Raw genomic sequence first — 24,594 nt, 5'->3', positions numbered from 1 at the left:
CTGGGTCCATGAAGTTTTACATGGGGCCGCGCCAGTGGCCGGAAACAATCGCAGATATTCAGTCCGCAGGCCACGAATTAGTCCAGGACATCCACCAAGCCGAAGTCCTAGTCAACACCACTCCCAACCCGGCCAAGATATCGGTGCCGGACAACATCAAGTGGGTGCAGCACTGCTATACCGGGGTCAACCAGCTCATAGACGCCGGGGTCATCCACGACGTCCCGTGGTGTAATACCGCCGGGGCTTTTGCCACGCCGGTGGCTGAATCCGCCCTGGGCCTGCTGCTGTCGGTAGCACACCACCACAAGGCTTTCGCCCTGGCGGCAAGCTGGTCTGTGGCCCGCGAGCTGGACCAATCCCAGGCGTGGGTCTACCCCCAGGCGGCGCCGAAGCGCCTGGCGGTGTTTGGGGCAGGGGGCATCGGCAAGGAATTTATCCGCATGGTCGCACCCTTTGGCCTGCACATCACCGCCGTTAATCGCAGCGGCACGCAAGTCCCGGGGGCTGACGTCACCCTAGCCATGGCCGACGCCGCACACGTGTGGGGCGAGGCTGACTTCATCGTGTGCATCCTGCCCCTTACCCCTGACACCGCAGGGCTTGTCGATGCCGCCATCTTCCGCGCCATGAAGCCTAGCGCCCTGTTTATCAACGTCGGCCGCGGCGGCACGGTTGTCACAGAGGACCTGGTAGACGCGCTGCGCAGCGGGGAGATCGCCGGGGCGGGCCTGGAGGTGGTGGACCCGGAACCCCTGCCGGACGGCCACCCCCTCTATACCTTGCCTAATTGCACTATGACGCCGCACATGGCGGCATCGGCAGACGTGGCCAAGTACCACATCGGCGCAGTGTTTAATGCCAATGCCGCAGCGTGGGAGGCAGGCGAGGAGATGCCCACCCGCGTTGATGTCGAGCGCGGATACTAGGGTGGTGGGTTATGAGCAACACGGTTCTTTCCCTAGCCCGCGCGGCCAAGGCGGTGGCCCCAGCCACGGCCCGGCTATCTACCGCGCACAAAAATGCCATCTTGCAGGCCGCAGCAGATAACCTGGAAGCCCATGCTGAGCAGATTGTGCAGGCCAATCGCCGTGACCTAGCCGCGGGGCAGGCCCGCGGCATGAGCCAGGCCATGCTGGACCGCTTGGCGTTGGACGCCGGGCGCATCGGCGGCATCGCCCAAGGCTTGCGGAAAGTAGCAGATTTAGCAGACCCGGTGGGGCAGGTGCTGCGGGGGCACACACTGGACAATGGGATGACCATGCGGCAGGTGCGGGTGCCGTTGGGGGTAATGGGCATGGTCTATGAGGCGCGCCCGAATGTCACCGTGGATGCCTTTGGCCTGGCGTTAAAATCCGGCAATGTGGCGCTGCTGCGTGGTTCGCAGTCGGCGCAGCATTCCAATGCCGCCCTGGTGGAACTGTTGCAGCAGACGCTGGCTGACCATGGCCTGCCGCGCGAGGTGGTTCAGCTGCTGCCGTGTGATAGTCGCGATTCGGTGCGTGAGCTTATTACCGCCCGGGGCTTGGTGGATGTGGTGATTCCACGCGGGGGAGCGGGGCTGATTAATGCCGTGGTCACTGAGGCTACCGTGCCAACCATCGAGACTGGCACGGGCAATTGCCATTTTTATGTCGATGCCAGCGCCGATATTGATAAGGCCATTGCCATGGTGTGCAATGGCAAGACCCGTCGGCCTTCCGTGTGTAACGCCACGGAGACTGTGCTTGTCGATGCCGCCTTGGCCCCCGCCCAGCGCCTGCGCATTGTGGCAGCCCTGCAAGAACTCGGGGTTACTATCCACGGTGATGTAGCGCAGCTGGAGTCCTGGGGCGTGCGTGGTGCCGTTGAGGCCACGGATGAGGAATGGGCCAGCGAGTTTTTGTCCCTGGATATTTGTGTGGCCGTGGTAGACGGGGTGGGCGGGGCAATTGAGCACATTGCGCGCTTTAGCACCGGGCACACCGAGGGCATTGCTGCTCAGGATGCTGACGTGCTGGCGCGCTTTGCGCTAGAAGTCGATGCTGCGGCGGTGATGCTCAATGCTTCGACTGCGTTTACTGATGGCGAGGTCTATGGCATGGGCGCAGAAATTGGGATTTCTACCCAGAAGCTGCACGCGCGCGGGCCGATGGCGCTGCCGGAGTTAACCTCAACGAAGTGGATTGTGCAAGGAAGCGGTCATACCCGTCCTTAGGGGATATACTGCCAGCCATGAGCGCACGCACTGAGCCCGCCCGCATTGGCATCATGGGCGGGACCTTTGATCCCATCCACCACGGCCACCTGGTGGCGGCCAGCGAAGTGGCCCACCGCTTTGGTTTGGACCAGGTGGTTTTCGTGCCCACCGGGCAGCCGTGGCAGAAGGCCGATAAGAAGGTCACTGCCGCAGAGCACCGCTACATCATGACCACCATCGCCACTGCGTCCAACCCCCGGTTTCGAGTCTCCCGGGTGGATATTGACCGTGGCGGGCAGACCTATACTATTGACACGCTGCGCGATATTGCGCAGCTTTTCCCGGGGGCGCAGCTCTACTTCATTACCGGGGCGGATGCCCTGGCGAATATCCAAAGCTGGCGGGATTGGGACGTGATGCTGACCATGGCCACCTTTGTGGGAGTTACTCGCCCGGGCTATGAACTGACTAAGGACATGCTGCCGCCGCAGGCCCAAGAGCAGATCCATTTGGTGGAGATCCCAGCAATGGCTATTTCTTCAACGGACTGCCGGGCGCGCGCCCAGGAGGGGGCGCCGGTGTGGTACCTGGTGCCTGACGGGGTAGTGCAGTACATGGCGAAGAATAATCTGTACCAGCCGAATGAAAACCGAGTGCTGGATTTGAACTGAGTGAGTAGGTAATATGCCCCTGCTCGTGCGAAACTAGAGGGCACTGTTATACGAAGGTTTCTGTTACACGAAATTTGAAGGAATGTGCATTGTCTGTAACTGACGTTGCTCGCCGCATGGGTGAGCTGGCCGCCAAAGCAGCGGATGAGAAGTTGGCCTCCAATATCGCGGTCATCGATGTCTCTGACGTGCTGGCGATAACGGAGGTCTTTGTCATTGCCTCAGCAGAGACTGAACGCCAAGTGGCTGCCATCGTCGAAGAAGTCGAGGATGAGCTGACCAAGGAAGGTTTTGAGCCCAAGCGCCGCGAGGGCAACCGCGAAAACCGCTGGGTGCTGCTGGACTATGGCCACATTGTGGTCCACGTGCAGCGCGAAGGGGAGCGTGACTACTACGGCTTGGACCGTCTCTACCGCGATTGCCCGTTGCTGGAGGTTGATGGCATTGCGCTGCCGGAACGTCCGGGCGAATGGTCCAATGAGGTCAACCTGCGTGAGGTTGAAGATATCGCGGAGATCCCGCTGGCTGGCCCCGCCCCGGAAGAAGACGAGGAGTACTAGACCTCATGAGCCGCCGCCTGATTCTGATCCGCCACGGTCAGACCACCTATAACGCCACCGGTCGTATGCAAGGCCACCTGGACACTGAGCTGTCCCAGGTCGGCTTGGAGCAGGCGCGGGCGGCGGCGGCATTGCTGGGGGACCAGGGCATCGTCAAGATTGTGTCCTCTGACCTGGTGCGGGCGCACCGTACGGCGGAAATCATTGGTGCGCAGCTGGGGCTAGACGTTTCCGTGGACGCCCGTTTGCGGGAGACGCACCTGGGGCAATGGCAGGGCCGCACCTCTGCGGAGGTGGACAGAGAATATCCCGGCGTGCGCGCTTTGTGGCGCCATGACCCCACGTGGGCCCCGCCGGAGGGGGAGTCCCGCGTGGACGTGGCCCGGCGGGCGCGGCCTGTGGTGGATGAGCTCATGCGTACTTTTTCCCACTGGGATGGCGCGGCGGTGCTCCTGGTGGCCCACGGCGGGGCAATCTCTGCGCTGACCTGTGCCTTATTGGGGCTTGACGTCCAGCAATACGGGCTGCTGTCGGGGTTGAAGAATACCCACTGGTCCCAACTGACCGCCCGCCCGGTCTTTGATCCCAGCCAACCGGATAGTCCCGCAGACTTTGGTGGGGACGGCACCCAGGCCCAATGGTACTTTGATGGCTGGAACATGGGCGCCCGGGTTGTGGGCGGGGAGGGGGCAGACGTCTAATGCCGGTGCGCGTAGTCACCGACTCTTCTGCGGGTTTGCCTGCCGATGTCATTGCGCAGCTCGACATCACGGTGCTGGATCTGCACGTGATGGATGCCGAGGGCAAAGATGGTGCCGTGGAGCACTCCACCTCGGGGCTGTCGGCCCTGGAATTGGCGGCCGCGTTGGGGCGCCAAATGGAGCGCTCTGGGGATGATGGCGTGCTGGCTTTGCACTTGTCCCGGGAGTTTTCCTCTACGTGGTCAGCCGCGGTCACTGCCTCCGGGGTGTTCCCGGATACTGTGCGCGTGATTGATTCCGGGACTGCCGGCATGGTGCTGGGAGCGGCGGCGATGGCTGCCGCCAAGCTTGCCCAAGATGGGGCGGATTTGCAGGAGTGCTACGATGCCGCGCTGGACACCCTGTCGCGCGGGCGCACCTGGGTCTACGTGCACTCCATGGAGGAGCTGCGCAAGTCAGGGCGGATGTCCACGGCCACGGCCTTGCTGTCTACCGCGTTGCTTGCCACCAAGCCGATCATGGCTATCGAGGACGGCAAGCTGGAGCTGGTGGGCAAAACCCGCACCCAAACCAAGGCGTTTACCAAGGTGGTGGAGTTGGTGCAGGAGCGGGCCCAGTCTCAGCCGTGCTTTGTGGCCATCCAGCACTCTGGGCCTGCCGATGCCGCCGAGGAGCTGCGCTACCTCTTCGAGCAGGTCCTGGCGGAAGGCTCAACGTTTATGGTCCTGCCGCTAACGGAGGTGGTGGCCGTACACACCGGTGCTGGGGCCCTGGGGATTTCCGTGGTCTTTTCTACTCCGCCAAATGAGGCCGTAAAAAAGCGCAACAAGCTGGCCTTTTAGCCCTTTTCTGTGGATAAATTACGGGTTATCCACAACGGCAAGTTTTTCCCTAGCGCAGGCGGGTGGTGGAGGCTTAGCGTAAAGCGTATGGGCAACAAAGAACCACGCAGCAGGCTGGGGGAGCTTTTGGCCCCCACTGGAGAAGAACAACTCCTCAACGTCGCTTACCCGCGGCCGCGGCTGCGGGTGCCGGTGGCATCGGCGGCAGTATTGGCTACGGTGCTGGTGGCCGTCACGGTGGTGTGGCTGGGAGTGCAGCGCAGCCCTGCCGCTCCACCAGCGCCCAGCGAGGTCTCTATGGCGGTAGAAAGCGCCACCCCAATTGTGGTGGCTGTGGTTGGTGAGGTTGCCCACCCCGGCCTGGTCACCCTGGACCCGGGTGCGCGAATTGCCGATGCCCTGGAGCTCGCCCAGCCCCTGCCCGGCGTCGACCTGACGTCGCTCAACCTGGCGCAAAAGCTCCAGGATGGCCAACAAATTGTGGTGGGTGGCCCGCCTGCACCCACGGACTCGGGCGGGATCTCCCTCAATTCGGCCACAGCGGAGCAACTCCAGACCCTGAGCGGGGTGGGTGCGGTCACGGCCCAGGCGATCATCGCTTACCGGGAGGCACACGGTGGCTTTAGTGAGATTGCGCAATTGCAGGAAGTCCAGGGCATTGGCCCCGCCAAGTTTGCCCAAATCTCCGAACAGGTCACGCTGTGAGTGAGCTGCGCTTAACCCCGGCGGCGCTCTTAGTGTGGGTGGTGCTGTTGAGCGTGGCTGTCGAAGTCCCCTTGATAGGCGTGCTCTGCATCTGCTTTGCCGCTGCCTGTGCCCAGGGGCTGCGGCATCCCGGTCAGGCGTTGTTGCTGTTTGCTCTGGGCTCGTGCGCCTTGGTGTTGGGGAGCGTGCGCGCGGACCAAGACCCGGGTCTCAGCTATACGGGCACCGTTATTGCTGAACCCACCGCAACGAAATCCGGCGGCTGGTATGTGCAGGTCTCCGTGCCTGGGGTCAGTGCCCCGCAGGCCGTCTTTCCCCGGGAATTGGAGCAGGTGGTACGCGGCAGCACGGTGCGCGTGGACGGCAATACAGTCGAGTCCATGGCGCCACCGCGAGGGTTCTCCCACACCATCGCTGCACACTTTCGCCGCAACGTCGAAGCGCGTACGGGGCCAGAAAGTCACGGGCTGCTGCCGGCGATGGTGCTGGGGGACACCGCGGGACAAAGTGAAGAGGAGCGCCGCGTCTACATAGCCACGGGGCTAAGCCACCTGAGCGTAGTCAGCGGCGCCAACATCTCTCTGGTCACCAGCACCGCGTTTATGCTGTTGCGCTGGGCAGGATGTTCGCCGCGCTGGCAAGTAGCCGGGGCAGTGGCGGTCTTGCTGGGCTTTGTGGCCCTGGTGGGGCTGGGGCCATCGGTACTGCGCGCCGGGATGACCGGGCTGGTATCCCTGGCGGCGGTGGCAGGATCGACGCGCATGCAACCCGCCCACGCTCTCAGCCTGGGGGTCATTGCGTTGCTGCTGTGGCGCAGTGACTTGGCGGCGCAATTCGGTTTTGCGCTCTCCGTGGCGGCTACCGCCGGGATTGTGGGCTGCTATCCCTTCATCTACTCTGCGCTGGCGCGACTGGGGTGGCCAGATGTGCTCACTCGCGCCGTTGCGGTAGCCATTGCCGCAGACGTGATGACCATGCCGATTGTGGCGTTGATGACCGGGGAGGTCTCGCTAATCTCTGTGCTGGCCAACGTCTTGGTAGAACCGGCCACTGCCCCCATCCGCGTGCTGGGGGTGGCCGCGATTGCCATCCCACAACTGCTTTATGTGCTGGAGCCGTGCGCCTGGTGGATATACCACGTGGCCTATGGGGCGGCGGCGCTACCAGTGACCACCGTGCGCGCGAGCCCCCAGGCGGTACTGGTGGGCTATGGGTGGGTGATGGTGGCTTTGTACTACCTGCGGACTAGGGTGTAGCCCATGACTGCAGCACCGGTGCACCTGATTGTGGGCGATGATGAATTCCTGGCCGAGCGCGCCCGGCTGGCCATCCAACGCGCGCAAGGCACAGAAACGCTGACCTTGCGGGCCAGCGAAGTCACCCAGGGCGAACTCATAGAGGCCACCAGCCCTTCACTGTTTGGTGAGGACCGCGTCATTGTCATCACCGACGCAGAGAAGGTGGGTGCGGAGCTTGGCAAGGTCATCATCGCTGCGTGCGCCGACCCGGCTCCCGGAATGACCTTGGTGGTGATGTATTCGGTAACCGCGAAGACCATGAAGTCCAAAAAGAAGCCGCCGGAGCTGGTGGCAAAGTTGTCCTCCCTGGGGCAGGTCCACGAGGTCTACGCGCTGGGTCCCCGGGAGCTCAACCCGTGGCTTACCCACGAGTTCCAGCAGCTAGGGGTGCGGCCTACCCCGGATGTCATTCAGCTCATCATCGACAGCGTGGGCTCCGACTTGCGTGAGCTGGCTTCTGCGGCCTCCCAACTGGTAGCGGATACCGACGGCAATGTCACCCGCGACGCCGTGCGGGACTATTACTCCGGCATTGCGGAGGTGGCCAATTGGGACATTGCCGATGCCGCCGTGGCCGGCCGCACCGGCGCCGCCGTGGCAACGTGCCGCCGCGCCCTGCAGCTAGGGGCTTCCCCGGTGGCTATCGCTTTTGCCCTGGCCAATAAGGTCTCTACCATCGCGCGGCTTTATGATGCCCGCGGGGACCACTTCACCTTGGCCAAAAATCTGGGAATGAACCCTTATGCCGTCAAAGCCAGCCTGCCCGTTGCCCGCCGCTGGTCCGGGGACAACGTCACCGCGGCAACCATCCTGGTGGATAACCTTGGTGCTGCGGTGGTGGGCCAGGGCGGCGATGAAGCCTATGCAGTCGAAGAAGCCGTGCGTCAGATAGCCCAACTAGCGGGGTAAGCTAACGCCCGTGACTGAGAATCTAGACCCGGAGACTGTAGACCCTGAGGTTGCGGAGTTCGCCACCAAACTGTTTAATCTGGCTCGCAGCGGCGACATGCGCCTGCTGGACTACGTGGAGCAGGGCGTGAGCGTCGATTTGGCCAACCACGAAGGCCACTCCTTGCTCATGCTGGCCTCCTACAACGGCCACGTGGAGCTTAGCCGCGGACTCATAGCGGCAGGTGCCAACGTGAACCAGCTCAATGATCGCGGCCAGTCTCCACTTGCCGGCGTGGTTTTTAAGAAAGAAGACGCGCTGATCGAGCTTCTGCTGGCCGCTGGTGCTGACCCCCTGGCTGGCCAGCCGTCGGCCCTAGACACTGCCCGTATGTTTGGCCGGGAACTCCAGTGACCCTGAGCGCCTACCTGACCATCATCTTTGCCAACCTCATTGGCGCACTCTCACCTGGTCCGGACATCATTTTGCTCATGCGGCTAGCTACCCGCTCGCGCCGGCACGCGCTCACTGCCGCCCTGGGCATCCAAGTCGGCGTGCTGATGTGGTGCACGCTTACCGTCTGTGGCGCGGCGGCTTTGCTGACCGCCTTTCCGGCCATCCTCGACGGCGTCCAAGTTGTGGGCGGTGCCTGGCTAATGTGGATGGGCACCGGCATGGTGCGCGCTGGCATGCGTCCGGCACCTGCGAACCTTGCCGATGCCGCGGCACAGCTAGGCTCCCTGCGCTCCACCTTCTTGCTGGGGCTAAGCACCAACCTGTCCAACCCGAAGATTGTGCTCTTCCTGGCCGCCCTGGTAGCCCCCATGCTGCCCGCCAACCCGTCGGTATTTACTGCCGTGGCGCTTATCCTTGGCCTATCTTTGTCCAGCCTGCTGCTCTTCGCGGTGCTCAGCTTCGCTATTTCTACCCCGCGGATTCAACGGCACATGTTGAAGGCCGGGCCGTGGATTGACTTAGGCGCGGGCATCCTCTTCCTCATTATTGGGCTAGGCCTTATAGTTAGCGGAGCCACTGGGTTTGTTGGAGCACCCACTGCGCCCACTGGCTCACCGTAGAGGCCCGCCGCCGTAGGGTGGATTCACTCAAGCCCAAGTTCGCCGCAGCCATGAAGCCCGCCACCGGCGGCACCCGCCCGGTGCGCAAGGTGTGCACCAAGACCTCTCGAAACACCGGCCGGGCGCCCATTGCACGGACCAGAGCCAGGCTGCGCTCGGTTTGAGCGAAGATCCGCCCGCCTTCTGCGCTGAGTTCATAGCAGCCGTCCCGCAGATCGAATAAACCCAGGTAGCGCCCAGCCTCGGCGTAGTAGGCCGCCTGACGGGGGTCGAAATCGTAGCGTTGGGTAATTTCTGCCTTGCTCAACGGCTCCCGCAACAACAGCTCGCCCAAGTTAATCAACCGCTCAAAGCTATTGGCCTGCGGGAAAGGCAGGTCCGTGGGGTAAACCGGCCCGCTGAGCACTGCCAGGGCGGAGTCAACGTCGAGTGGGGCACGGCCGACGGTATAACAGGCGGCATCGGCAAGCTCTATGCTCTCCGGGCGCAACGGATCTGCAAAGCGGAACCGATAGACCCGGAATAAGCCATTGGAATAGACCATAAAGACCGGAATCACGGGCTTGGCCAGGGCTTGGCTAAAGCGCCGGTAGGGGAAATAGAGCTGGCGCACATTAAAATCAGAGGTCAGATGGTTCTTGGCCTCTACCAACACCACATGGCGGGCAGACTCGAACCCGGCATCGATCTCCATCTGGGCGCGGTCAATAGTCAGCGGCGCCACCCCACTAAAGTGCACCGTGAACGTGTGGGTAGACATCCGGCCCGCCACCGTGGGCACCAGGCCCGGCGAATCTAGAAAATCCTCAAAAATACCTGCGGCGGCAGCCACATTCAGCGCCTGCGCTTCAGAGCTAATGGCAGCAACGTTGATGGACTCCAGTCCCGCCGGAATGGACAGATGCCGGATGGGCCCAGCAATCTCCGGAAAGGGCTGGAAGAGCTGGAAGGGCCCCACCGCATAGTTGCTGCGGGATATGGGCAGAACATTCCAGCCGCGCTGGCGCAACCCTGCCGGTACCGCCGCGGAGAAATCATGCTTAGCCAGCAGACGAGGTTGACGCTGGCCCAGGTGCTCGAGCTCGCGGGCACTAATCTCAAAAGGCTGGCAATAATGCGCCAGCACCTTGTCCCACGCAACGTCATTAGCCCCCATAATTACGCACCAAAACCTCTTCCACCTTGCCGCGTTTAGAGGCCACGGAGTTCACCGCGCGGGTTGCCTCCACGATCTCCACGCGGTAGCCGCTGTAGAGCTGCTGAATAAAGTCCGTGGCGGAGTTGGACAGCAGAAACCGCACCCCGCGGGCGTCTAAGTCATCGCAGGCCTCTTTGAGGCGGATCTGGTCTGCTTTGCCAAAGCCCCCCGATTGATATCCGGTGAAATTGCTGGTGGGATTGACCGGATCATAGGGAGGATCCAGGTAGACGAAGTCGCCCGGACCCGCAGCCGCGAGCACCACCGCGTAATCGCCATTGTGGAACTGGACGTCCTGCTCGCGCAGGTATGCAGAAACCGCACGCAGGGTGGGCTCGTCACAAATAGCCGGGTTAGCATAGCGCCCAAAGGGGGCATTGAACTGCCCGGCATTATTCACGCGGTAGAGGCCATTAAAACAAGTCTTGTTGAGGTAGATGGTTCGGGCAGCGCGTTCCACGGCCGTCATGTGCGCAAAACTTGGCTCCCGGTCCAGCTGGCGCATGTCGTAGAAGAATTTTTCCTCATTGGGGTAGGTAGACAGCAGCCCGATTAGCTCATCCACATGGTCCCGTACTGTGAGGTAGACATTAATCAGCTCCGTGTTAAGGTCTCCAACCGTGGCGCGCGCGGGCAGCAGTGAAAACAACACCGCGCCGCCGCCAAGGAAAGGCTCCACGTAATGGCTAAAGCCCTCCGCGGGCAGGGCGGCGTGAATGTCCGGCAGGAGCTGGCGCTTTCCGCCCACCCACTTCAACAGCGGCTTGATATTGTCCCTAGCGATGTTCATAACGGCTCCACATCTTAGCGCGCGGGGTGGACATGAAAAAGGACCTCCGCAGAGGTCCTTTCGAGTTCTAGCCGGATTAGGCCATCTTGTTGAAGGCGGCAGCGATGCCGGACTTCTTGTTGGCGGCGGTGTTGCGGTGCAGCACACCCTTGGACACGGACTTGTCCAAAGCGCGGGAAGCAACGCGCAGCTGCTTCTCGGCACCAGCCTTGTCGCCAGCCTCTACCAAGGCGCGGAACTTGCGGATCTCGGTGCGCACGGCGGAACGCACAGCCTTGTTGCGCTGGCGAGCCTTCTCATTGGTAAGAATGCGCTTCTTCTTGGACTTGATGTTTGCCATGGTGTTGTACCTCTTGGAATCGACGATGGATCATTGTAAACCTCCACGTCACGGACCTGATCCTGGCGCAACAGCGCCGCGGCGAAAGCGTTCGAAGGGCGAACCCAAGGTCCTGTCCGTCCCGGCTTTCGCGCCACAGTGCGTGGTGGCAACCGGATAAGGATACCAAGGCCGCAGACTTCACCCAAATTTCCGCACTATCCCCAGTGGTAGGCTGCCCGCAGCCGATTGGCAATGCGCGCAAAACGCCGTTCCGGGAAGAGGGTGCCCTGGCGGCGCACTTGTTCTTCGGAGAGTTCAAGGACCCGGTCCATGCGGATCCAGCATTGGCGGCCGCGCTCATCCCATTCGCCGGAGCCGATGGGCAGCCAGCAGTCCTCATCTGCATGGTCGGGGTTGGGGGAGATAAGCAGCCCCAGCACCGTGGTGCGCGTGCGACCCACGACTAAGATGGCGCGCTCTTGGGGTGGGGAGCCCACCCATGCCCACACGACCTCCCCAGAGTCGGCTTGGCCGTCCATGTCTGGGGTAAAGAAAATGGAGCGCGGGCGGGCTTCGGTGTGTTCAACACCGATGACGGCTGCCCGGCGGGGCTCGCGGCTGGCACGGGAGCCGCGGAAGCCTAGGCGGTCATTTATTCGCGCCAAGCCGGTGTCGAGCGGTTGGGAGTCGTGGATTCCTAGCAGCCGCTTGAGTCGCGACCGGCCAGATGGTTTAGCGCTCGTCATGGTCGTCTATTGTAGACGCATGTCTGAAAATTTTGCGGCCACTACGTTTACGAATCCGGAGCAGATTCGTAACTTCTGCATTATCGCACACATCGACCACGGCAAGTCGACGCTGGCAGACCGCATTCTGCAATTCTCGCAGGTGGTAGACGCCCGCGATATGCGGGACCAGTACCTGGATAATATGGACATCGAGCGCGAGCGTGGCATTACTATTAAGGCGCAAAACGTGCGCCTGCCGTGGGTCCCGCGCACTGGTGAATATGCTGGCCAGCAGATTGTCTTTCAAATGATTGATACTCCCGGCCACGTTGACTTTACCTATGAGGTCTCCCGTGCCCTTGAGGCCTGCGAGGGTGCCATTTTGCTTGTCGATGCCGCCCAGGGCATCGAAGCCCAAACCCTGGCCAACCTGTACCTGGCCATGGAAAATGACCTGGAAATTATTCCGGTGCTCAATAAGATTGACCTGCCTGCGGCGGATCCGGAGAAATATTCCCTAGAGATTGCCAACATCATTGGCTGTGAGCCGGAAGAAGTTCTGCGGGTCTCTGGAAAAACTGGTGAGGGCGTGGAGGCGCTGCTGGACAAGGTTGCCGAATTGGTGCCGCCGCCTACCTCTGAGTTTGGGCCTGATGCTCCGGCGCGCGCCATGATTTTTGACTCCATCTATGACACCTACCGTGGTGTGGTGACGTATATCCGTATGGTCGATGGCACGTTGCGCCCCCGCCAGAAGGTCAGCATGATGTCTACGGGTGCCAACCATGAGCTGCTGGAGATCGGCATTGTTTCGCCCACCATGCACAAGTGTGAGGGCTTAGGCCCCGGCGAGGTCGGATACCTTATTACTGGCGTTAAGGACGTGCGTGAGACCAAGGTGGGAGACACCGTGACCTGGGCTTCTGGCGGGGCTGAGGTGGCCTTGAAGGGCTACCAGGAGCCTAAGCCCATGGTGTATTCCGGTTTGTTCCCTATTTCCCAGGCTGACTTCCCGGACTTGCGCGATGCTTTGGAGAAGTTGCAGCTTAACGATGCCTCCCTTACCTTCGAGCCCGAGACCTCCGTCGCCCTTGGCTTTGGGTTCCGGTGTGGCTTCCTGGGGCTGTTGCACATGGAGATCACGCGCGACAGGTTGGAGCGCGAGTTTGATTTGGACCTTATTTCTACTGCGCCCTCGGTGACGTACCGCGTGGTGGCTGAGGATGGCTCTGAGCAGATTATCCACAATCCTTCTGATTGGCCTGCTGGAAAGCTGCGCGAGGTCTATGAACCGGTGGTCAAGACCACCATTATCGTGCCGTCGGAATTTGTGGGCACCACCATGGAGCTGTGTCAATCCAAGCGTGGGCAGATGGGCGGAATGGACTACTTGTCTGAGGATCGCGTGGAGCTGCGCTATACCATGCCTTTGGGCGAGATTATCTTCGACTTCTTTGACTCTTTGAAGTCGCGCACCAAGGGCTATGCATCCCTGAATTACGAGGATGCCGGGGAACAGTTGGCTGACTTGGTCAAGGTGGATGTGCTGCTCAATGGTGACGCCGTGGATGCGTTTTCGGCTATTGTGCACCGCGATTCTGCCCAGTGGTATGGCAATAAGATGACTAAGAAGCTCAAGGAGCTAATCCCGCGCCAGCAGTTTGAGGTTCCGGTGCAGGCTGCTATCGGCACGAAGGTCATTGCGCGTGAGAACATTCGGGCGATGCGTAAAGACGTGTTGGCTAAGTGCTATGGCGGCGACATCTCGCGTAAGCGCAAGTTGCTGGAGAAGCAGAAAGAGGGCAAGAAGCGTATGAAGTCCTTGGGCTCGGTCTCCGTTCCCCAGGAGGCCTTCGTGGCCGCGCTGTCTACGGACGAAAACTGACCCAAACGCGGTTTCGAAAAACTTCCCCAAAATCCTTGACGGGTGTCTGGAGTGCGGAGTACTCTAGGGGTATCAATCGAACAAGGATACTCATTAGGAAATTTGGGGTGGTGATTCACTTGAAAGGGTGGTTTGCACCGTGTCACCCCGGCAATGATGTGGCCGGGGTGTACAGCACAATTAACCGGCTGCACTGGGAAGCCTGGCAGAAGGTACAGCCGGACCTTGGGGACTGGGCTGACTTGAGCTTTGCTTATATAGGGCGGATGTTCGGTATTTCTGGTCGCCGGGCGGAGGCTATTTACCGGGGATTTTTCGCACTGTCCTTCTTGCCGGGCCTGAGCTACCGGCAGCGTCAAGACTGGGTCTTGGACTTCGAGCGTATCGCTGTTATTGGGCGGGAATTGCTGGGCGTTGATGCCGAAGTCATGCCCTTTGTGGATACCGCTTTGGAGGAGCTGTTCACGCCGACACGTCCGCAGCAACAATTGCCCACCACGGCCCGCATTCGCCAGGTCATCCGCGATGTACTAAGTATGTTCTATCTTCCGGAGCCCGGGGAGGGAACCGAAGAGTGTTATGAGCGCGAAGGGGACACAGGTTTTCGGGTTCGGCTGGATGAGTCCACGGCGGAAGCCATCGACCGCGCAGTGCGGGCCAAGGCAGCTAAGGAGGGAGTCTCTTTTGCTCGGGCACTGGCCATGTTGGTGTTAGAAGACGGCGCGAAGGTCATCATTAACGCTTATCAGCCGGCGGGCTCTTCGGTGGCCTTTATACCGGGGCGCGGACTGGTCAATGTGGAAGACATTGAGCTGGAGACTTTCGTGCGCGATATTCAGCCGTCGTCCAGCTCCGGGTATGTCCCCGCAGCTGCTGTGCGCGCCTTTGTCGAAGGGCGTGATGGCACCTGCCGCTGGCCCGGCTGCACGGTTCCGGCATATCGCACGCAACTGGACCACCGGGTGGAATACGACCGGCAGGGCCCCACGGATACAGACAACCTGGTGTGTCTGTGCAGCCACCACCACAACATCAAAACTGCTAAGCGGGTGTTCTACGTGATGGACCCATGCACAGGCGATATCTTTTGGCTGTTCCCGGACGGCACGTGGGAGGTTACGGTTCCCAACGGTGTGGTGGTTCCGGAGACCGCGAACTTCATGCAGACGGTCGCGCAGCGGATGGAATGGGTGTGGCAGCGCTACAGCCGGGATACAATTGCAGACCATGAGACAACATGGACAACAGCTGCCGGTTCCTTCAGTGACGTGGAAGGGGATTCCAGCCGCTGAGGTCTTGAGGGTGCAGGCCCAGGAGCTCACACCCGAGTTGCAGGCATTACGCCGTGAGTTGCACCAGAACCCTGAAATTGGCAACCACCTCCCTGAGACCCAGCGGCGCGTGCTGGAAGCACTAGAAGGACTTCCGTTAGAGATCACCCGGGGCGTGGGGCTGACGTCGGTAGTCGCAGTGCTGCGCGGGAAGCCAGGGGCTTCCGTGTTGTTGCGGGCGGATATGGACGCGCTCGAAGTCACCGAGCGCACTGGCTCGCCGTTTGCTGCGCGAAATGGTTATATGCACGCCTGTGGACATGACCTGCACACCGCCGCTCTGGTGGGTGCAGCCAAGCTGCTCAGCGCGCACCAGGAGGAGCTGCCCGGGGACGTGATTTTCATGTTCCAACCGGGGGAGGAAGGGCCCGGAGGCGCAGCGCTGATGATCGAGGAAGGGGTTCTAGACGCTGCTGGGCGTCGGCCCGTGGCGGCCTATGGCATACACGTGGGCCCACAGGACTATGGCACATTCCACCATGCGCCGGGGGCGATTATGGCCTCGAGCTCGAATTTGCGCCTAACAGTCATGGGCAAGGGCGGACACGGGTCGCGTCCGCATGATGCCATTGACCCGGTCGCCGCGCTGGCAGAAATCCAAGTCTCGCTACAAACGGCAATCACGCGGCGTTTTGATGCGCTCAATCCGGTGGTCATCACGGTAACCAACCTGTGGGCGGGCGATGGCGCCATCAACGCCATCCCGGACCGAGCGGGCTGTGCGGCAACGGTGCGGGTTTTGGATGATTCCGCGATTGACCGGGTGCGCCAGGTAATTACGGAGGTGGCTAGCAATGTCGCGGCGGCGCATCGGTGCGCCGTGGACATTGAGTTTGAGCTGTTGTACCCGACCACTAAGACCAACCCTCGGGAGGACGCCTTTGCCGCCGGAGTGTGGGCGCGCCAATTTGGCGCACAGCGTGTGCTGCCGATGAGCCCGATGATGGCCAGCGAGGACTTCGGGGTGGTGCTCCAACAAGTCCCGGGTACTTTTGTGTGGCTGGGTACTGCAGATCCTGCAGTCCAGGACCGGGAGTGGAACCACTCGCCACACGTGCGCTTCGATGACACTATCTTGGGCGACCAAGCTGCAGCGCTGGCGGCACTGGCTGTGGAGCGCTTGGCAGCCAGCACTTAGTCCTTGTATCCGTCGGCCCATTCGCCGGTGTCAAAGTTGTAGTCGACCTTTTCACCGTCTTCGTCTGTGCGCTGGTACCAGTCGGTATAGCGCTGCGCAGCGGAGTCGAAGTCAGAGCCGGCACCGCGGCCTTCTTCGGCGCGCTCGACGGAAAGCTCAAAGTCGTCGCCATGTTCCTCGATACCGCGGACCACGGCGTTTTCCACGGCGGCGCGGGCGTAGGCGCGGCGGATGAACATCGGATCGGAGCGCAGGTCTTGGATGAAGGCGACCATCATCGCCAGCAGCACCGCGCTAAAGGGCAAGGCGGCGAGGATGGTGAGGTTTTGTAGGCCGGAGAGGACCTGTTCGCCGCCGGTAAGCAGCATGACTACGGCAATGCCCATCATGGCTAGACCCCAGAACACCACGATGGCTTTGTTCGGGGCGGGGTTGCCCTTGGAGGACATGGTGCCCATGATGACGGAGGCGCTATCGGCGGAGGTGACGAAGAAGACCGCCAGGACAATAATCAGCAGGTAGGCAGTGATTCCGCCCAGGGGCAGGTTCTGGAACATGGAGAACAGGACTTGTTCGCCGGAGGCGGAGCCGTCGAAGCCGGGGAGGGACTCGCGGCTAAAGGTGATGGCGGTGCCGCCGAAGATGGTAAATGCCAGGATGAGGATGGCGGTGGGGGCTAGCACGGAGACCGCGATGAATTCGCGCAGGGTCCGACCGCGCGAGATGCGGGCGATGAACATGCCCACGAATGGCGTCCAGGCAATCCACCAGGCCCAGTAGAAGGCGGTCCAGTAGGACTGGAACTCGATGGTTTCATCGCCAAATGACAGGCCTTTGGCCATCATGGGCAGTAGTTGGTCGATGTAGGTGACTATGCCGGAGGGGATGAGGTTGAGCAGCAATAGCGTGGGGCCGGTGAGGAACACGAAGGCGATAAGCCCCAGGGTTAGCGTGATGTTCACATTGGACAAGTAGCGCACCCCGCGGGAGACACCGGAGACCGCTGAGAGCACGAAACAGCAGCCTAGGATGCCGATGATAACCAGCAGCACCGTGTTGGTGACGGGACCGGCTCCCCGGACGATGGAAATGCCCTCGCTGATTTGGATGGCGGAGACACCCAGGGTGGCTGCGGTGCCAAAGAGGGTGGCAATGAGGGCCATGATGTCGATGAGTTTGCCCACGGGCCCGTCGGTATCGCGCGTACCAAAGAGCGGCTTGAAAATGGACGACACCAGTGGAACCCGCCCGCGGCGGTAGGAGGAATAGGCGATAGCCCCGCCAACCAAGGCGTAGGCCGCCCAGGGGGACAAGCCCCAGTGGTAGTGGGACTGCGCCATGGCCTGGTGGAGGGCTTCGACGGTACTACCCTCGTCGACGGTATGCGGCGGCGGGGAGAGGTAATAGGCTAGCGGCTCGGAGGGGCCGTAGAAGAAAATACCTACGCCGATGCCCGCCCCAAACATCATGGCCACCCAGCTAAAGCGGCTGAACTCTGGTTCCTCATCGTCGCGCCCGAGCTTGATGCGGCCCAGGCGTGAGCAGCCGATGTATGCCATGGTCACGATGGTCATCATCATGGTGAGGTTGAGCAACCAGCCGGTGTTCGTGATGGCCCACCCGAAGGCGGTCGACGCGGCTGTAGACACAGACTCCGGGCTGCTCACACCCCAGATGATGAAGGCCACCACTAGGACGGCGGTGCTAAAAAACAGCGGGGCGTCGAGGCCGAAGCGATTGCGTTGGTCGTCGACGGAAATTCCCGGGACTAGGCCCGGATGCATGTCGTGGGGGTATTTATCCACGCGTTTCCTTTCCGATGAGCTGACGAGTATAAGGGTGGCGGGGGTTGGCCCAGATTTCTTCGGTGTCGCCGTGTTCGACGATCTCGCCGTTGGAAATTACGGCCACGCGGTCACAGACCTGGCGCAGAACCTCCAAGTCGTGGGTGACAAAGACGAGGGTGAGCCCATGGTCATCGACTAGGCGGTTGAGTACCCGTAGCACCTGGGTGCGTACGCTGACGTCGAGGGCGGAGACGGCTTCATCGGCAAGCAGGATGTCCGGGTTGCTAATCACGGCGCGCGCCAGGGAGATGCGTTGGCGTTGCCCGCCGGAGAATTGGTGCGGGTAGCGGCCCCCGGCTTGCGGGTCGATGCCCACTTCCTGCAGCATGGCGTCCACGGCCGCGCGGTCCGGGTAGGCCTCTGCAACGGATTTCCAGATGGGCAGGCGCGGGTTGAGCGAGCCTTGTGGGTCTTGGAAGACCATGTGCACCCGGCCGTGGACGTCCACGGCCCCGCTGGTGGGGGAGTCGAGCCCGGCAATGAGCTTGAGCAGCGTGGACTTTCCGGACCCGGACCCTCCGACTATTCCCAGGCGTTCTCCCCGGGCGATGTGCAGGCTGACGTCGGTTAGCGCCGTGTGGGCGCGAAAGGATTTACTTACCCCGCGCAGCTCGATGGCGGTGCCTTCGGTAGGCCGCGGCGGGGCCGGCGGTCCGGGCTGGGAGGCCGCTACCAATTCTTCCAGGCTGGAGCCTAGGGAGAGCACGTCTGTGCACAGTCGTTGCACTACCCGCAGATCATGAGAAATAAACAGTAGTGCAGTGCCGTGGGTGTCCACCACGGATTCCAACAGGGCGAGGATTTCCGTTTGGGTAGCGGCGTCAAGGGCGGTGGTGGGCTCATCGCAGATGAGCAATTGCGGCTGCCCAGCCATCGCCATGGCGATGAGCACGCGCTGCCGTTGCCCGCCGGAAAGCTGATGTGGGTAGCGGGTGGCCAGGCAGGGGTCGAGGCCGACTTCGGCGAGGGCATCGGCAGACACGTGCTTGCCTATGCGCATGAGCGGATCCAGCGCACTCATGGGCTCCTGGAACACCATGGCCATGGTCTTTCCCCGCAGGTGGCGCAGGGGTTTTCCCACTAGTTCTTCCCCATTGAGCTGGATGGATCCGGTGACGGTGAGGTGCGGGTCGAGCAGCCCCATGATTGCCAGGGCAGTTAGCGACTTTCCGGAGCCGGACTCTCCAATTAGTCCCAGACGGCCGCCAGCCTCCAGGTCAAAGCTCAAGTTTTCTACCAGGGGTTTGTCGCCGCTAATGGTCAGATTGCGGACGCGAAGCAGGCTCATCGGGTGGCTCCTCGGGGGTCGAGTACATCGCGCAGCCCGTCGCCTAGAAGGTTGAACCCCAGCACGGTGCCGGCAATGGCCAGCCCGGGCCACAGCGCCAGGAGGGGTTGGGTGCCGAGCAGGGTCTGGGCATCGTGAAGCATACGCCCCCAGCTGGCGTGCGGCGGGGCAGTGCCCAGCCCCAGGTAGGACAGGCCGGCCTCCGCTAGAATGGCCAGCGCGAAATAGACGGAGGCCTGGACAATGACCATGCCGCCAATGTTGGGCAGCACGTGGCGCCACGCGATCACCAGCGGGTGCACCTTGCTAATCCGCGCGGCGGCAATGTAGTCCTGGCTCATGACTTGCAGGGTGCCGGCGCGGGCAACCCGGGCAAAGGAGGCAATCCCGCCGATGCCGATTGCCACCATCGCCGTCCAGGTCGATGCCCCCCACACCGCGCCGGCGATGATGGCCAGCAGCAGGCCGGGGAAGGCCAGGAGGAGGTCGGCGCCGCGCATGACGAGGGCATCGGCCCAGCCGCGCCGCATGCCTGCCAGGATGCCTAGGGGCACTCCGAACGATGCCGCCAGGGCCACAGCAATGATGCCCACACTCAAGGTGATCTGGGCTCCGGCCATCAGCCGGGAGGCGACGTCGCGCCCAAAGCGGTCGGTGCCCAGCAGGTGCTGCGCCGACGGACCGGCCAGGCGGTTGTGGGGGTAGGCACTGAGAGGATCATGGGGGGTCCAGACCAGAGCCAGCAGGGCGCACGCGACGGTCAGGCTCACTAGCACCAGGCCCACCCAACCGGTGGCGGGCAGCTTCTTTAGCGTGGTCATGCGGCCTCCCTCAGGCGCGGGTCGATGAGGCGGTAAGCAATGTCGGTGAGCAGATTGATAGCCAGGGTGAAGGCAACCAGCAACATGACTAGGGTTTGGACGGTGGTCAGGTCGCGGACTGCGACGGCATCGAGCAGCATGGTGCCTAGGCCGGGGATGACGAAGACGGACTCAATGACTACCGCGCCAATGATCAGGGTGGTCAGCTGCATGCCGGCGACGGTGAGCACCGGTAGGGCCGCGTTGCGCAGCCCGTGGCGGTAGATGGCTCCGGCGCGCGAGGCTCCTAGGGAGCGCGCGGTGCGAATGTAGTCCTGGCCGGCCTCGTTGAGCACGGCGGAGCGCACGTAGCGGGTAAGGATAGCGCCTTGGACCAGCGCCAGGGCCACCACAGGCATGATCAGGTGGCGGATAAAGCCGGGGCGCTCTGGCGGGACCCAACCGTTGGCGGGCAGCCAGCCCAGCTGCACGGAAAACAGCGCGACGAGGAGGATGCCTACCAGGAAGCTGGGGACGGCAATGCCCACCTGGGTTGCCGCGGTGACCACCGTTGCGGCCGGGGTGCCTTGGCGTTGTGCAAGCCACGTGCCGATGGGAATGGCGCCGACGAGGGCCAGCAACATGGCCAAGCTGACCAGGATGAGCGAGACCTGGGCACGGTCGATGACCAGCGGGGTGATGTCTTGGGAAGACAAGCTAGTGCCGAAGTTCCCGCGGAGCAGCCCGGACATCCATTCCCAGTATTGCACTGGCAGCGGGCGGTCGAGGCCAAGCTGGCTAGTGAGCTCCGCGACGGCCTCTTCCGTGGCGTTGACGCCCAGGGCCACGCGGGCGGGGTTGCCGGGCACCGCGCGCATGAGTGCAAAAATGATCACCGAGGCCGCGAACAGGGTGAGCGCAAAGCGGCCTAGTACTCCAGTCAGCATGCGGATCATTGGGCCTCCTTGAGGTCGCGGAGGATGAGGCCATCGCTGACCATGTCCGGGTGCACACCTTCCACCCCGGGGGCGGTGAGCACGATATTGGGCATATTGGCTATAGTCAGCGAGCCGGCGTTGTCCATGATGCGCTCCACGGCCTGCTGCATGAGCTGCGCGTTTTCTTCGCGGGTGGGGGCGCGGTCTGCGGCGGCAAAAAGCTCGCGAGTTTCCGGGTCATCGTAGCCCACGTAATAGTCGGGGTTGCCAAAGATGGTGGTGATGTCGCGCGGCTCTACGTGCGCGATCATGGACATTTGATAGTCCTTGGCGCCCATGACTTGCCCCAGCCACAGGGCGGGGAATTCTGCGGACTCCAGCTCGACTGCAAATCCCAGGTCGCGCAGCTGCGAATAGAGGGCCTCGGCCAGGGTTTGGGTATAGGGAAGAGTGGGCACGGTCAGACGCAAAGGCGTGCCCACGGCACCTGCTTCCTCCATGAGGGCGCGGGCGGCCTGCGGGTCATAGGGGGCGTAGTCTTTTTCGCTAAACCATGGGTCACTTGGGGCTATGGGTGCGCCACCGGTGTCAGTGGCCAGGCCATCGAAGAGCACCTGGTTGAGCCCCTCGCGGTCCACGCCCAGGGCTACGGCCCGGCGCACGCGGGGATCGTTAAAGGGAGCGGCGCGGTTATTCATGGAGACTAAAATTTCGCCGTGCGTGGAGCCCACTTCCACGCCGATGTCGTCGGGCAGGTTGCCTAGAAGTTCCGGGTTTTGTACGGCCCAGACCACGTCCACGGAGCCGGATTGGAGGGCATTGACGGAAGACAGCGTGTCTGGGAAGTAGCGGATGGTCACGTCCGATGCCGCCGGTGTGCCCCAGTAGTCCGGCCTGGCAGCTAGTTCCACGAACTCGCTGGGGGAGAACCTGGCTACCCGGAACGGCCCGGTGCCAATCGGCTGGTGTGCGAGATTGCCGATGCCCCCTGGGTGCATCATGGCCCCCACCGCCGTGGCCATGGACCACAGCCAACGCTGGGAGGGTTGGGCCAGGCGTACCTGCAGGGTGTGGGGTGCGATGGCGGTGGCGGATTCTACGGCGTCCATTTGGGAGGATATGCCGTTAGTCCAGTGGTTGCGCACGTAGTCGATGGAAAAAGCGGCGGTGTCTGCGTTGAAGGCGGCGCCATCACTAAAGGTAATTCCTTCCCGGAGGTGGAAGGTGTAGGTGCGGGCGTCGGGGGAGACCTCCCACCGGTGGGCCAGGCCGGGGACAATCTCCCCGGAGTCCACCTGCACCAGGGTTTCGAAGACATTTCCCATGAGCGCGCTGGTGATGGCGGCGCCGCCGGTGGAGGTGAAGTCTAGAGAGGTGGCCGCGCTGGTGGTGGCCAGCACCACCGCGGGGGAGTCGGTATCAGCCACGGTGGCTGTGTGCCCGGCGGAACAGGCCGTAAGACTGAGGCTGGCTAGCACGCCGGCCGCTAGTCCGCGAGGGGTGCGGGAAAACATAGGCAGTAATCTTAGCCTATAACCGTGCCAGGGTTATATATATTTCTGGTTATATATTGCTTTCTTGATTGACTTCTATGAACTGACTGTTTCAGCTAGCGAAATTTGCAATGGAGAGCGCGTGCCGCGAACACTCGACATCGAAATACTCATGCGATCTGCGCGGAATTTGAAGATGGAAAACTCCACCGGTTTGCTGCTGTGACTATGGATGCGCTGTTCCGAGTGCCAGAGCGGGAAGCCCTCTGTGACGTCGAGGGCCCTGGCGTCTTCGGGCTCTGCAAATTCGATGTTGACCAGCCGGTAAACGTTATCAAAGTGAACACCGCGGCTGGTGAGCATGCGGTGCAGTGACCCGGTGGTCTCATCGTATTCCAGGAGGCAACGCCCAATCTCATAGGGAAAGAAGTGGTGCTGGATTACACGGTTGATTCCATTGATTAGACGCTGGCGGTGCAGGTAGATAACGGGGGTGTCGATCTCGCAGTGCAATGCTGCGGCCACAGTGGCATCGGCAGGCTGACGGGAGACCTGGAGGATCTTTTGCTGGACCTCGATTCCGGCTTCCTGGAAGCGCGAGTACACGGAGTAGGTGGACTCGAAACGTTCCGCGCGGAAGTCTCCCAACACCACGGAGCGCCGGCCCCGGCCGGAAGAAATCCGCCCTTCGCCGCGCAGAGTAGCAATGGCTTGGCGCACCGGCCCGCGGGAGGTGGAGAAAAGCTCGCACAGCTCAGATTCACTGGGCAGAGGCTTGCCTACGGCCAAGCGGCCAGAAAGGATCTCTTCACGTAAGAAATCGGCAATCTTTAGATAGCGTTGAGGCTCTCGACGAGTGGTCACTTTGCACCTTCGCTCACAGGAAAAGGGGACGCCTACACTATACAGCCCAAGCGTTAGCTATACAGCCCAAGCCTCAGTAAGTAGTTGCAGGCTATCAAGTACACCCGCGTGGTGGGTGGCCTGCAGGGAAATCATCAGCTCGTCTGCGCCGGAGAGCTTTTCGATGCCGTCGAGGTATTCTGCTACCTGCGCGCCCGTACCCACGGCGGAGTATTGCAGCATATCTAGGATCTGCTGGCCTTGGTAGGACGCCATGATCTGGGTTACCTGGGAGTCGGTTAGGTAGCGGTCGCGGCCCACAAAGCCCTTGACCCAGTTGAAGCGAACGCGTTCCCACTCGGCGGCGGCACTCTCAGCGCTGTGGCTAGCGAGCACATTGACCCCCGCGATGATATAGGGGGCATCGAGGTACTCCGAGGGCTCGAAGTGCTCGCGGTAATACGCCGTGGCGGCCTCCAGGTGGGTGGGGGCAAAGTGCGAGGCGAAAGCGTAGGGCAGGCCGTACTTAGCAGCCAGGGAAGCGCCAAAGAGCGAAGAACCCAACACATACAGCGGGACATTGGTGCCCCGCCCCGGAATGGCCTGCACACCCGGGATCAGCGAGCGGCCGGAGAAATAACCCTGGAGCTCGCGGATGTCTTCGGGAAAACGCTCGGCGGCTTGGCCGTCACGGCGCAGCGCCCGGCCCAAGGTGTTCTGGTCAGTGCCCGGCGCACGGCCCAGGCCTAGGTCAATGCGGCCCGGGTGTAGTTCAGCCAGAGTGCCAAATTGCTCCGCAATCACATAAGGGGCGTGGTTGGGCAGCATGATGCCCCCGGCGCCTAAGCGAATGCTGGTGGTGTGTGCCGCGATGTGGGCGATGAGCACCGCCGGGGAAGAACTGGTGATATTCGGCATGTTGTGGTGCTCTGTGTACCACACCCGGTGGACCCCTTGGGCCTCTGCCTGCTGGGCTAGTTCTACGGAATTGGCCATGGACTCCCCGGGAGTTTGGCCTTCGTAGATGCGGCAGAAATCGAGGATGGACAGGCGGGCGCGCGGGGTCATGAGG

Annotated in this window: 25 protein-coding genes; 14 read left to right on the top strand and 11 right to left on the bottom strand. The window is 62.0% G+C overall.

The features are described 5' to 3' along the window. The first annotated feature begins 8 nt into the window (after positions 1–8). The 11 genes from G7Y31_RS08850 (at position 9) to G7Y31_RS08800 (ending at position 8,921) form a co-directional block, all read left to right on the top strand. Positions 9–929, top strand: a complete 921-nt coding sequence (locus G7Y31_RS08850) for a D-isomer specific 2-hydroxyacid dehydrogenase family protein (RefSeq protein WP_165009471.1) — start codon at positions 9–11, stop codon at positions 927–929. 11 nt (positions 930–940) lie between these two features. Beyond that, on the top strand, positions 941–2,197 hold the full coding sequence (locus G7Y31_RS08845) for a glutamate-5-semialdehyde dehydrogenase (RefSeq protein WP_165009469.1): 1,257 nt from the start codon (positions 941–943) through the stop codon (positions 2,195–2,197). A 17-nt stretch (positions 2,198–2,214) separates the two neighbouring features. After that, complete coding sequence (gene nadD / locus G7Y31_RS08840; RefSeq protein ID WP_165009467.1) at positions 2,215–2,850, top strand: nicotinate-nucleotide adenylyltransferase; 636 nt, start codon at positions 2,215–2,217, stop codon at positions 2,848–2,850. An 89-nt stretch (positions 2,851–2,939) separates the two neighbouring features. Next, complete coding sequence (gene rsfS, locus G7Y31_RS08835) at positions 2,940–3,410, top strand: ribosome silencing factor (RefSeq protein WP_165009465.1); 471 nt, start codon at positions 2,940–2,942, stop codon at positions 3,408–3,410. Positions 3,411–3,415: 5 nt separating this feature from the next. Next, on the top strand, positions 3,416–4,111 hold the full coding sequence (locus G7Y31_RS08830; protein ID WP_165009463.1) for a histidine phosphatase family protein: 696 nt from the start codon (positions 3,416–3,418) through the stop codon (positions 4,109–4,111). Continuing rightward, positions 4,111–4,953: a DegV family protein gene (locus G7Y31_RS08825; RefSeq protein WP_165009461.1), complete on the top strand. Its 843-nt coding sequence runs from the start codon at positions 4,111–4,113 to the stop codon at positions 4,951–4,953. The genes G7Y31_RS08830 and G7Y31_RS08825 overlap by 1 nt, the downstream gene beginning before the upstream one ends. A gap of 87 nt (positions 4,954–5,040) precedes the next feature. Beyond that, positions 5,041–5,658 carry a ComEA family DNA-binding protein gene (locus G7Y31_RS08820; protein ID WP_165009459.1) on the top strand — a complete coding sequence of 206 codons (618 nt, stop codon included), beginning with the start codon at positions 5,041–5,043 and terminating at the stop codon, positions 5,656–5,658. Then, positions 5,655–6,914 (top strand): ComEC/Rec2 family competence protein, encoded by a 1,260-nt coding sequence (locus tag G7Y31_RS08815; RefSeq protein WP_165009457.1) that lies wholly within the window; start codon positions 5,655–5,657, stop codon positions 6,912–6,914. The genes G7Y31_RS08820 and G7Y31_RS08815 overlap by 4 nt, the downstream gene beginning before the upstream one ends. 3 nt (positions 6,915–6,917) lie before the next feature. Beyond that, the gene (holA, locus tag G7Y31_RS08810) at positions 6,918–7,865 is read left to right on the top strand and encodes a DNA polymerase III subunit delta (protein ID WP_165009455.1); all 948 of its coding nucleotides are present in this window, start codon (positions 6,918–6,920) and stop codon (positions 7,863–7,865) included. 97 nt (positions 7,866–7,962) lie between these two features. Then, a complete protein-coding gene (locus G7Y31_RS08805; RefSeq protein WP_165009546.1) occupies positions 7,963–8,259 on the top strand; it encodes an ankyrin repeat domain-containing protein in 297 nt (98 codons plus the stop codon). Next, entirely contained in the window at positions 8,256–8,921 is a 666-nt protein-coding gene (locus G7Y31_RS08800) for a LysE family translocator (RefSeq protein WP_165009453.1), read from the top strand. The genes G7Y31_RS08805 and G7Y31_RS08800 overlap by 4 nt, the downstream gene beginning before the upstream one ends. On the opposite strand, the gene G7Y31_RS08795 is transcribed toward G7Y31_RS08800, so the two are convergent. From G7Y31_RS08795 to G7Y31_RS08780, 4 genes are all read right to left on the bottom strand, one after another. Further along, a complete protein-coding gene (locus tag G7Y31_RS08795) occupies positions 8,866–10,077 on the bottom strand; it encodes a type II restriction enzyme (protein WP_244977367.1) in 1,212 nt (403 codons plus the stop codon). The genes G7Y31_RS08800 and G7Y31_RS08795 overlap by 56 nt on opposite strands. Continuing rightward, positions 10,067–10,909, bottom strand: a complete 843-nt coding sequence (locus G7Y31_RS08790; RefSeq protein ID WP_196823556.1) for a DNA adenine methylase — start codon at positions 10,907–10,909, stop codon at positions 10,067–10,069. The genes G7Y31_RS08795 and G7Y31_RS08790 overlap by 11 nt, the downstream gene beginning before the upstream one ends. A 76-nt stretch (positions 10,910–10,985) precedes the next feature. Beyond that, on the bottom strand, positions 10,986–11,249 hold the full coding sequence (gene rpsT / locus G7Y31_RS08785; protein WP_165009451.1) for a 30S ribosomal protein S20: 264 nt from the start codon (positions 11,247–11,249) through the stop codon (positions 10,986–10,988). A gap of 197 nt (positions 11,250–11,446) precedes the next feature. Continuing rightward, entirely contained in the window at positions 11,447–11,977 is a 531-nt protein-coding gene (locus G7Y31_RS08780; RefSeq protein WP_165009449.1) for a type II toxin-antitoxin system PemK/MazF family toxin, read from the bottom strand. Between the two features lie 19 nt (positions 11,978–11,996). Between G7Y31_RS08780 and lepA the strand changes: the two genes are divergently transcribed. The 3 genes from lepA (at position 11,997) to G7Y31_RS08765 (ending at position 16,313) form a co-directional block, all read left to right on the top strand. Continuing rightward, the gene (lepA, locus tag G7Y31_RS08775) at positions 11,997–13,844 is read left to right on the top strand and encodes a translation elongation factor 4 (RefSeq protein WP_165009447.1); all 1,848 of its coding nucleotides are present in this window, start codon (positions 11,997–11,999) and stop codon (positions 13,842–13,844) included. Between the two features lie 110 nt (positions 13,845–13,954). Beyond that, on the top strand, positions 13,955–15,136 hold the full coding sequence (locus G7Y31_RS08770) for an HNH endonuclease signature motif containing protein (RefSeq protein WP_165009445.1): 1,182 nt from the start codon (positions 13,955–13,957) through the stop codon (positions 15,134–15,136). Then, on the top strand, positions 15,072–16,313 hold the full coding sequence (locus G7Y31_RS08765) for a M20 metallopeptidase family protein (protein WP_165009443.1): 1,242 nt from the start codon (positions 15,072–15,074) through the stop codon (positions 16,311–16,313). The genes G7Y31_RS08770 and G7Y31_RS08765 overlap by 65 nt, the downstream gene beginning before the upstream one ends. Here G7Y31_RS08765 and G7Y31_RS08760 read toward each other — a convergent pair. The 7 genes from G7Y31_RS08760 to G7Y31_RS08730 all read right to left on the bottom strand — a co-directional run bounded on the left by G7Y31_RS08760 (position 16,310) and on the right by G7Y31_RS08730 (position 24,590). Then, positions 16,310–18,097, bottom strand: coding sequence for a BCCT family transporter (locus tag G7Y31_RS08760; protein WP_165009540.1), 1,788 nt, complete (start codon positions 18,095–18,097; stop codon positions 16,310–16,312). The two genes, G7Y31_RS08765 and G7Y31_RS08760, sit on opposite strands and share 4 nt — an antisense overlap. Positions 18,098–18,110: 13 nt before the next feature. After that, entirely contained in the window at positions 18,111–19,448 is a 1,338-nt protein-coding gene (locus tag G7Y31_RS08755) for an ATP-binding cassette domain-containing protein (RefSeq protein WP_165009441.1), read from the bottom strand. Then, a complete protein-coding gene (locus G7Y31_RS08750; protein WP_165009439.1) occupies positions 19,445–20,269 on the bottom strand; it encodes an ABC transporter permease in 825 nt (274 codons plus the stop codon). The genes G7Y31_RS08755 and G7Y31_RS08750 overlap by 4 nt, the downstream gene beginning before the upstream one ends. Then, entirely contained in the window at positions 20,266–21,195 is a 930-nt protein-coding gene (locus tag G7Y31_RS08745; RefSeq protein WP_165009538.1) for an ABC transporter permease, read from the bottom strand. The genes G7Y31_RS08750 and G7Y31_RS08745 overlap by 4 nt, the downstream gene beginning before the upstream one ends. A gap of 5 nt (positions 21,196–21,200) precedes the next feature. After that, positions 21,201–22,700, bottom strand: a complete 1,500-nt coding sequence (locus G7Y31_RS08740; RefSeq protein ID WP_165009437.1) for an ABC transporter substrate-binding protein — start codon at positions 22,698–22,700, stop codon at positions 21,201–21,203. A gap of 75 nt (positions 22,701–22,775) precedes the next feature. After that, positions 22,776–23,543, bottom strand: a complete 768-nt coding sequence (locus G7Y31_RS08735; RefSeq protein ID WP_165009435.1) for a GntR family transcriptional regulator — start codon at positions 23,541–23,543, stop codon at positions 22,776–22,778. A 57-nt stretch (positions 23,544–23,600) separates the two neighbouring features. Further along, complete coding sequence (locus tag G7Y31_RS08730; protein ID WP_165009433.1) at positions 23,601–24,590, bottom strand: LLM class flavin-dependent oxidoreductase; 990 nt, start codon at positions 24,588–24,590, stop codon at positions 23,601–23,603. Between the last annotated feature and the right edge of the window lie 4 nt (positions 24,591–24,594).

It is taken from the genome of Corynebacterium lizhenjunii (assembly GCF_011038655.2).
GTDB classification, from domain to species: Bacteria; Actinomycetota; Actinomycetes; order Mycobacteriales; family Mycobacteriaceae; genus Corynebacterium; species Corynebacterium lizhenjunii.
The sequence above is the reverse complement of the archived record's forward strand: the minus strand, read 5'-3'. Positions and strand labels throughout refer to the sequence as shown.

What these genes read in the sequence shown, in the direction of transcription:
- lepA (WP_165009447.1), top strand. Translation starts at nt 11,997, where the DNA reads ATGTCTGAAAATTTTGCGGCCACTACGTTTACGAATCCGGAGCAGATT.
- G7Y31_RS08795 (WP_244977367.1), bottom strand. Translation starts at nt 10,077, where the DNA reads ATGGGGGCTAATGACGTTGCGTGGGACAAGGTGCTGGCGCATTATTGC.
- G7Y31_RS08780 (WP_165009449.1), bottom strand. Translation starts at nt 11,977, where the DNA reads ATGACGAGCGCTAAACCATCTGGCCGGTCGCGACTCAAGCGGCTGCTA.
- G7Y31_RS08745 (WP_165009538.1), bottom strand. Translation starts at nt 21,195, where the DNA reads ATGCTGACTGGAGTACTAGGCCGCTTTGCGCTCACCCTGTTCGCGGCC.
- G7Y31_RS08740 (WP_165009437.1), bottom strand. Translation starts at nt 22,700, where the DNA reads ATGTTTTCCCGCACCCCTCGCGGACTAGCGGCCGGCGTGCTAGCCAGC.
- G7Y31_RS08760 (WP_165009540.1), bottom strand. Translation starts at nt 18,097, where the DNA reads ATGCATCCGGGCCTAGTCCCGGGAATTTCCGTCGACGACCAACGCAAT.
- G7Y31_RS08750 (WP_165009439.1), bottom strand. Translation starts at nt 20,269, where the DNA reads ATGACCACGCTAAAGAAGCTGCCCGCCACCGGTTGGGTGGGCCTGGTG.
- G7Y31_RS08830 (WP_165009463.1), top strand. Translation starts at nt 3,416, where the DNA reads ATGAGCCGCCGCCTGATTCTGATCCGCCACGGTCAGACCACCTATAAC.
- G7Y31_RS08765 (WP_165009443.1), top strand. Translation starts at nt 15,072, where the DNA reads ATGAGACAACATGGACAACAGCTGCCGGTTCCTTCAGTGACGTGGAAG.
- G7Y31_RS08825 (WP_165009461.1), top strand. Translation starts at nt 4,111, where the DNA reads ATGCCGGTGCGCGTAGTCACCGACTCTTCTGCGGGTTTGCCTGCCGAT.
- G7Y31_RS08730 (WP_165009433.1), bottom strand. Translation starts at nt 24,590, where the DNA reads ATGACCCCGCGCGCCCGCCTGTCCATCCTCGATTTCTGCCGCATCTAC.
- G7Y31_RS08805 (WP_165009546.1), top strand. Translation starts at nt 7,963, where the DNA reads ATGCGCCTGCTGGACTACGTGGAGCAGGGCGTGAGCGTCGATTTGGCC.
- G7Y31_RS08820 (WP_165009459.1), top strand. Translation starts at nt 5,041, where the DNA reads ATGGGCAACAAAGAACCACGCAGCAGGCTGGGGGAGCTTTTGGCCCCC.
- nadD (WP_165009467.1), top strand. Translation starts at nt 2,215, where the DNA reads ATGAGCGCACGCACTGAGCCCGCCCGCATTGGCATCATGGGCGGGACC.
- rpsT (WP_165009451.1), bottom strand. Translation starts at nt 11,249, where the DNA reads ATGGCAAACATCAAGTCCAAGAAGAAGCGCATTCTTACCAATGAGAAG.
- G7Y31_RS08790 (WP_196823556.1), bottom strand. Translation starts at nt 10,909, where the DNA reads ATGAACATCGCTAGGGACAATATCAAGCCGCTGTTGAAGTGGGTGGGC.
- G7Y31_RS08845 (WP_165009469.1), top strand. Translation starts at nt 941, where the DNA reads ATGAGCAACACGGTTCTTTCCCTAGCCCGCGCGGCCAAGGCGGTGGCC.
- G7Y31_RS08850 (WP_165009471.1), top strand. Translation starts at nt 9, where the DNA reads ATGAAGTTTTACATGGGGCCGCGCCAGTGGCCGGAAACAATCGCAGAT.
- holA (WP_165009455.1), top strand. Translation starts at nt 6,918, where the DNA reads ATGACTGCAGCACCGGTGCACCTGATTGTGGGCGATGATGAATTCCTG.
- G7Y31_RS08755 (WP_165009441.1), bottom strand. Translation starts at nt 19,448, where the DNA reads ATGAGCCTGCTTCGCGTCCGCAATCTGACCATTAGCGGCGACAAACCC.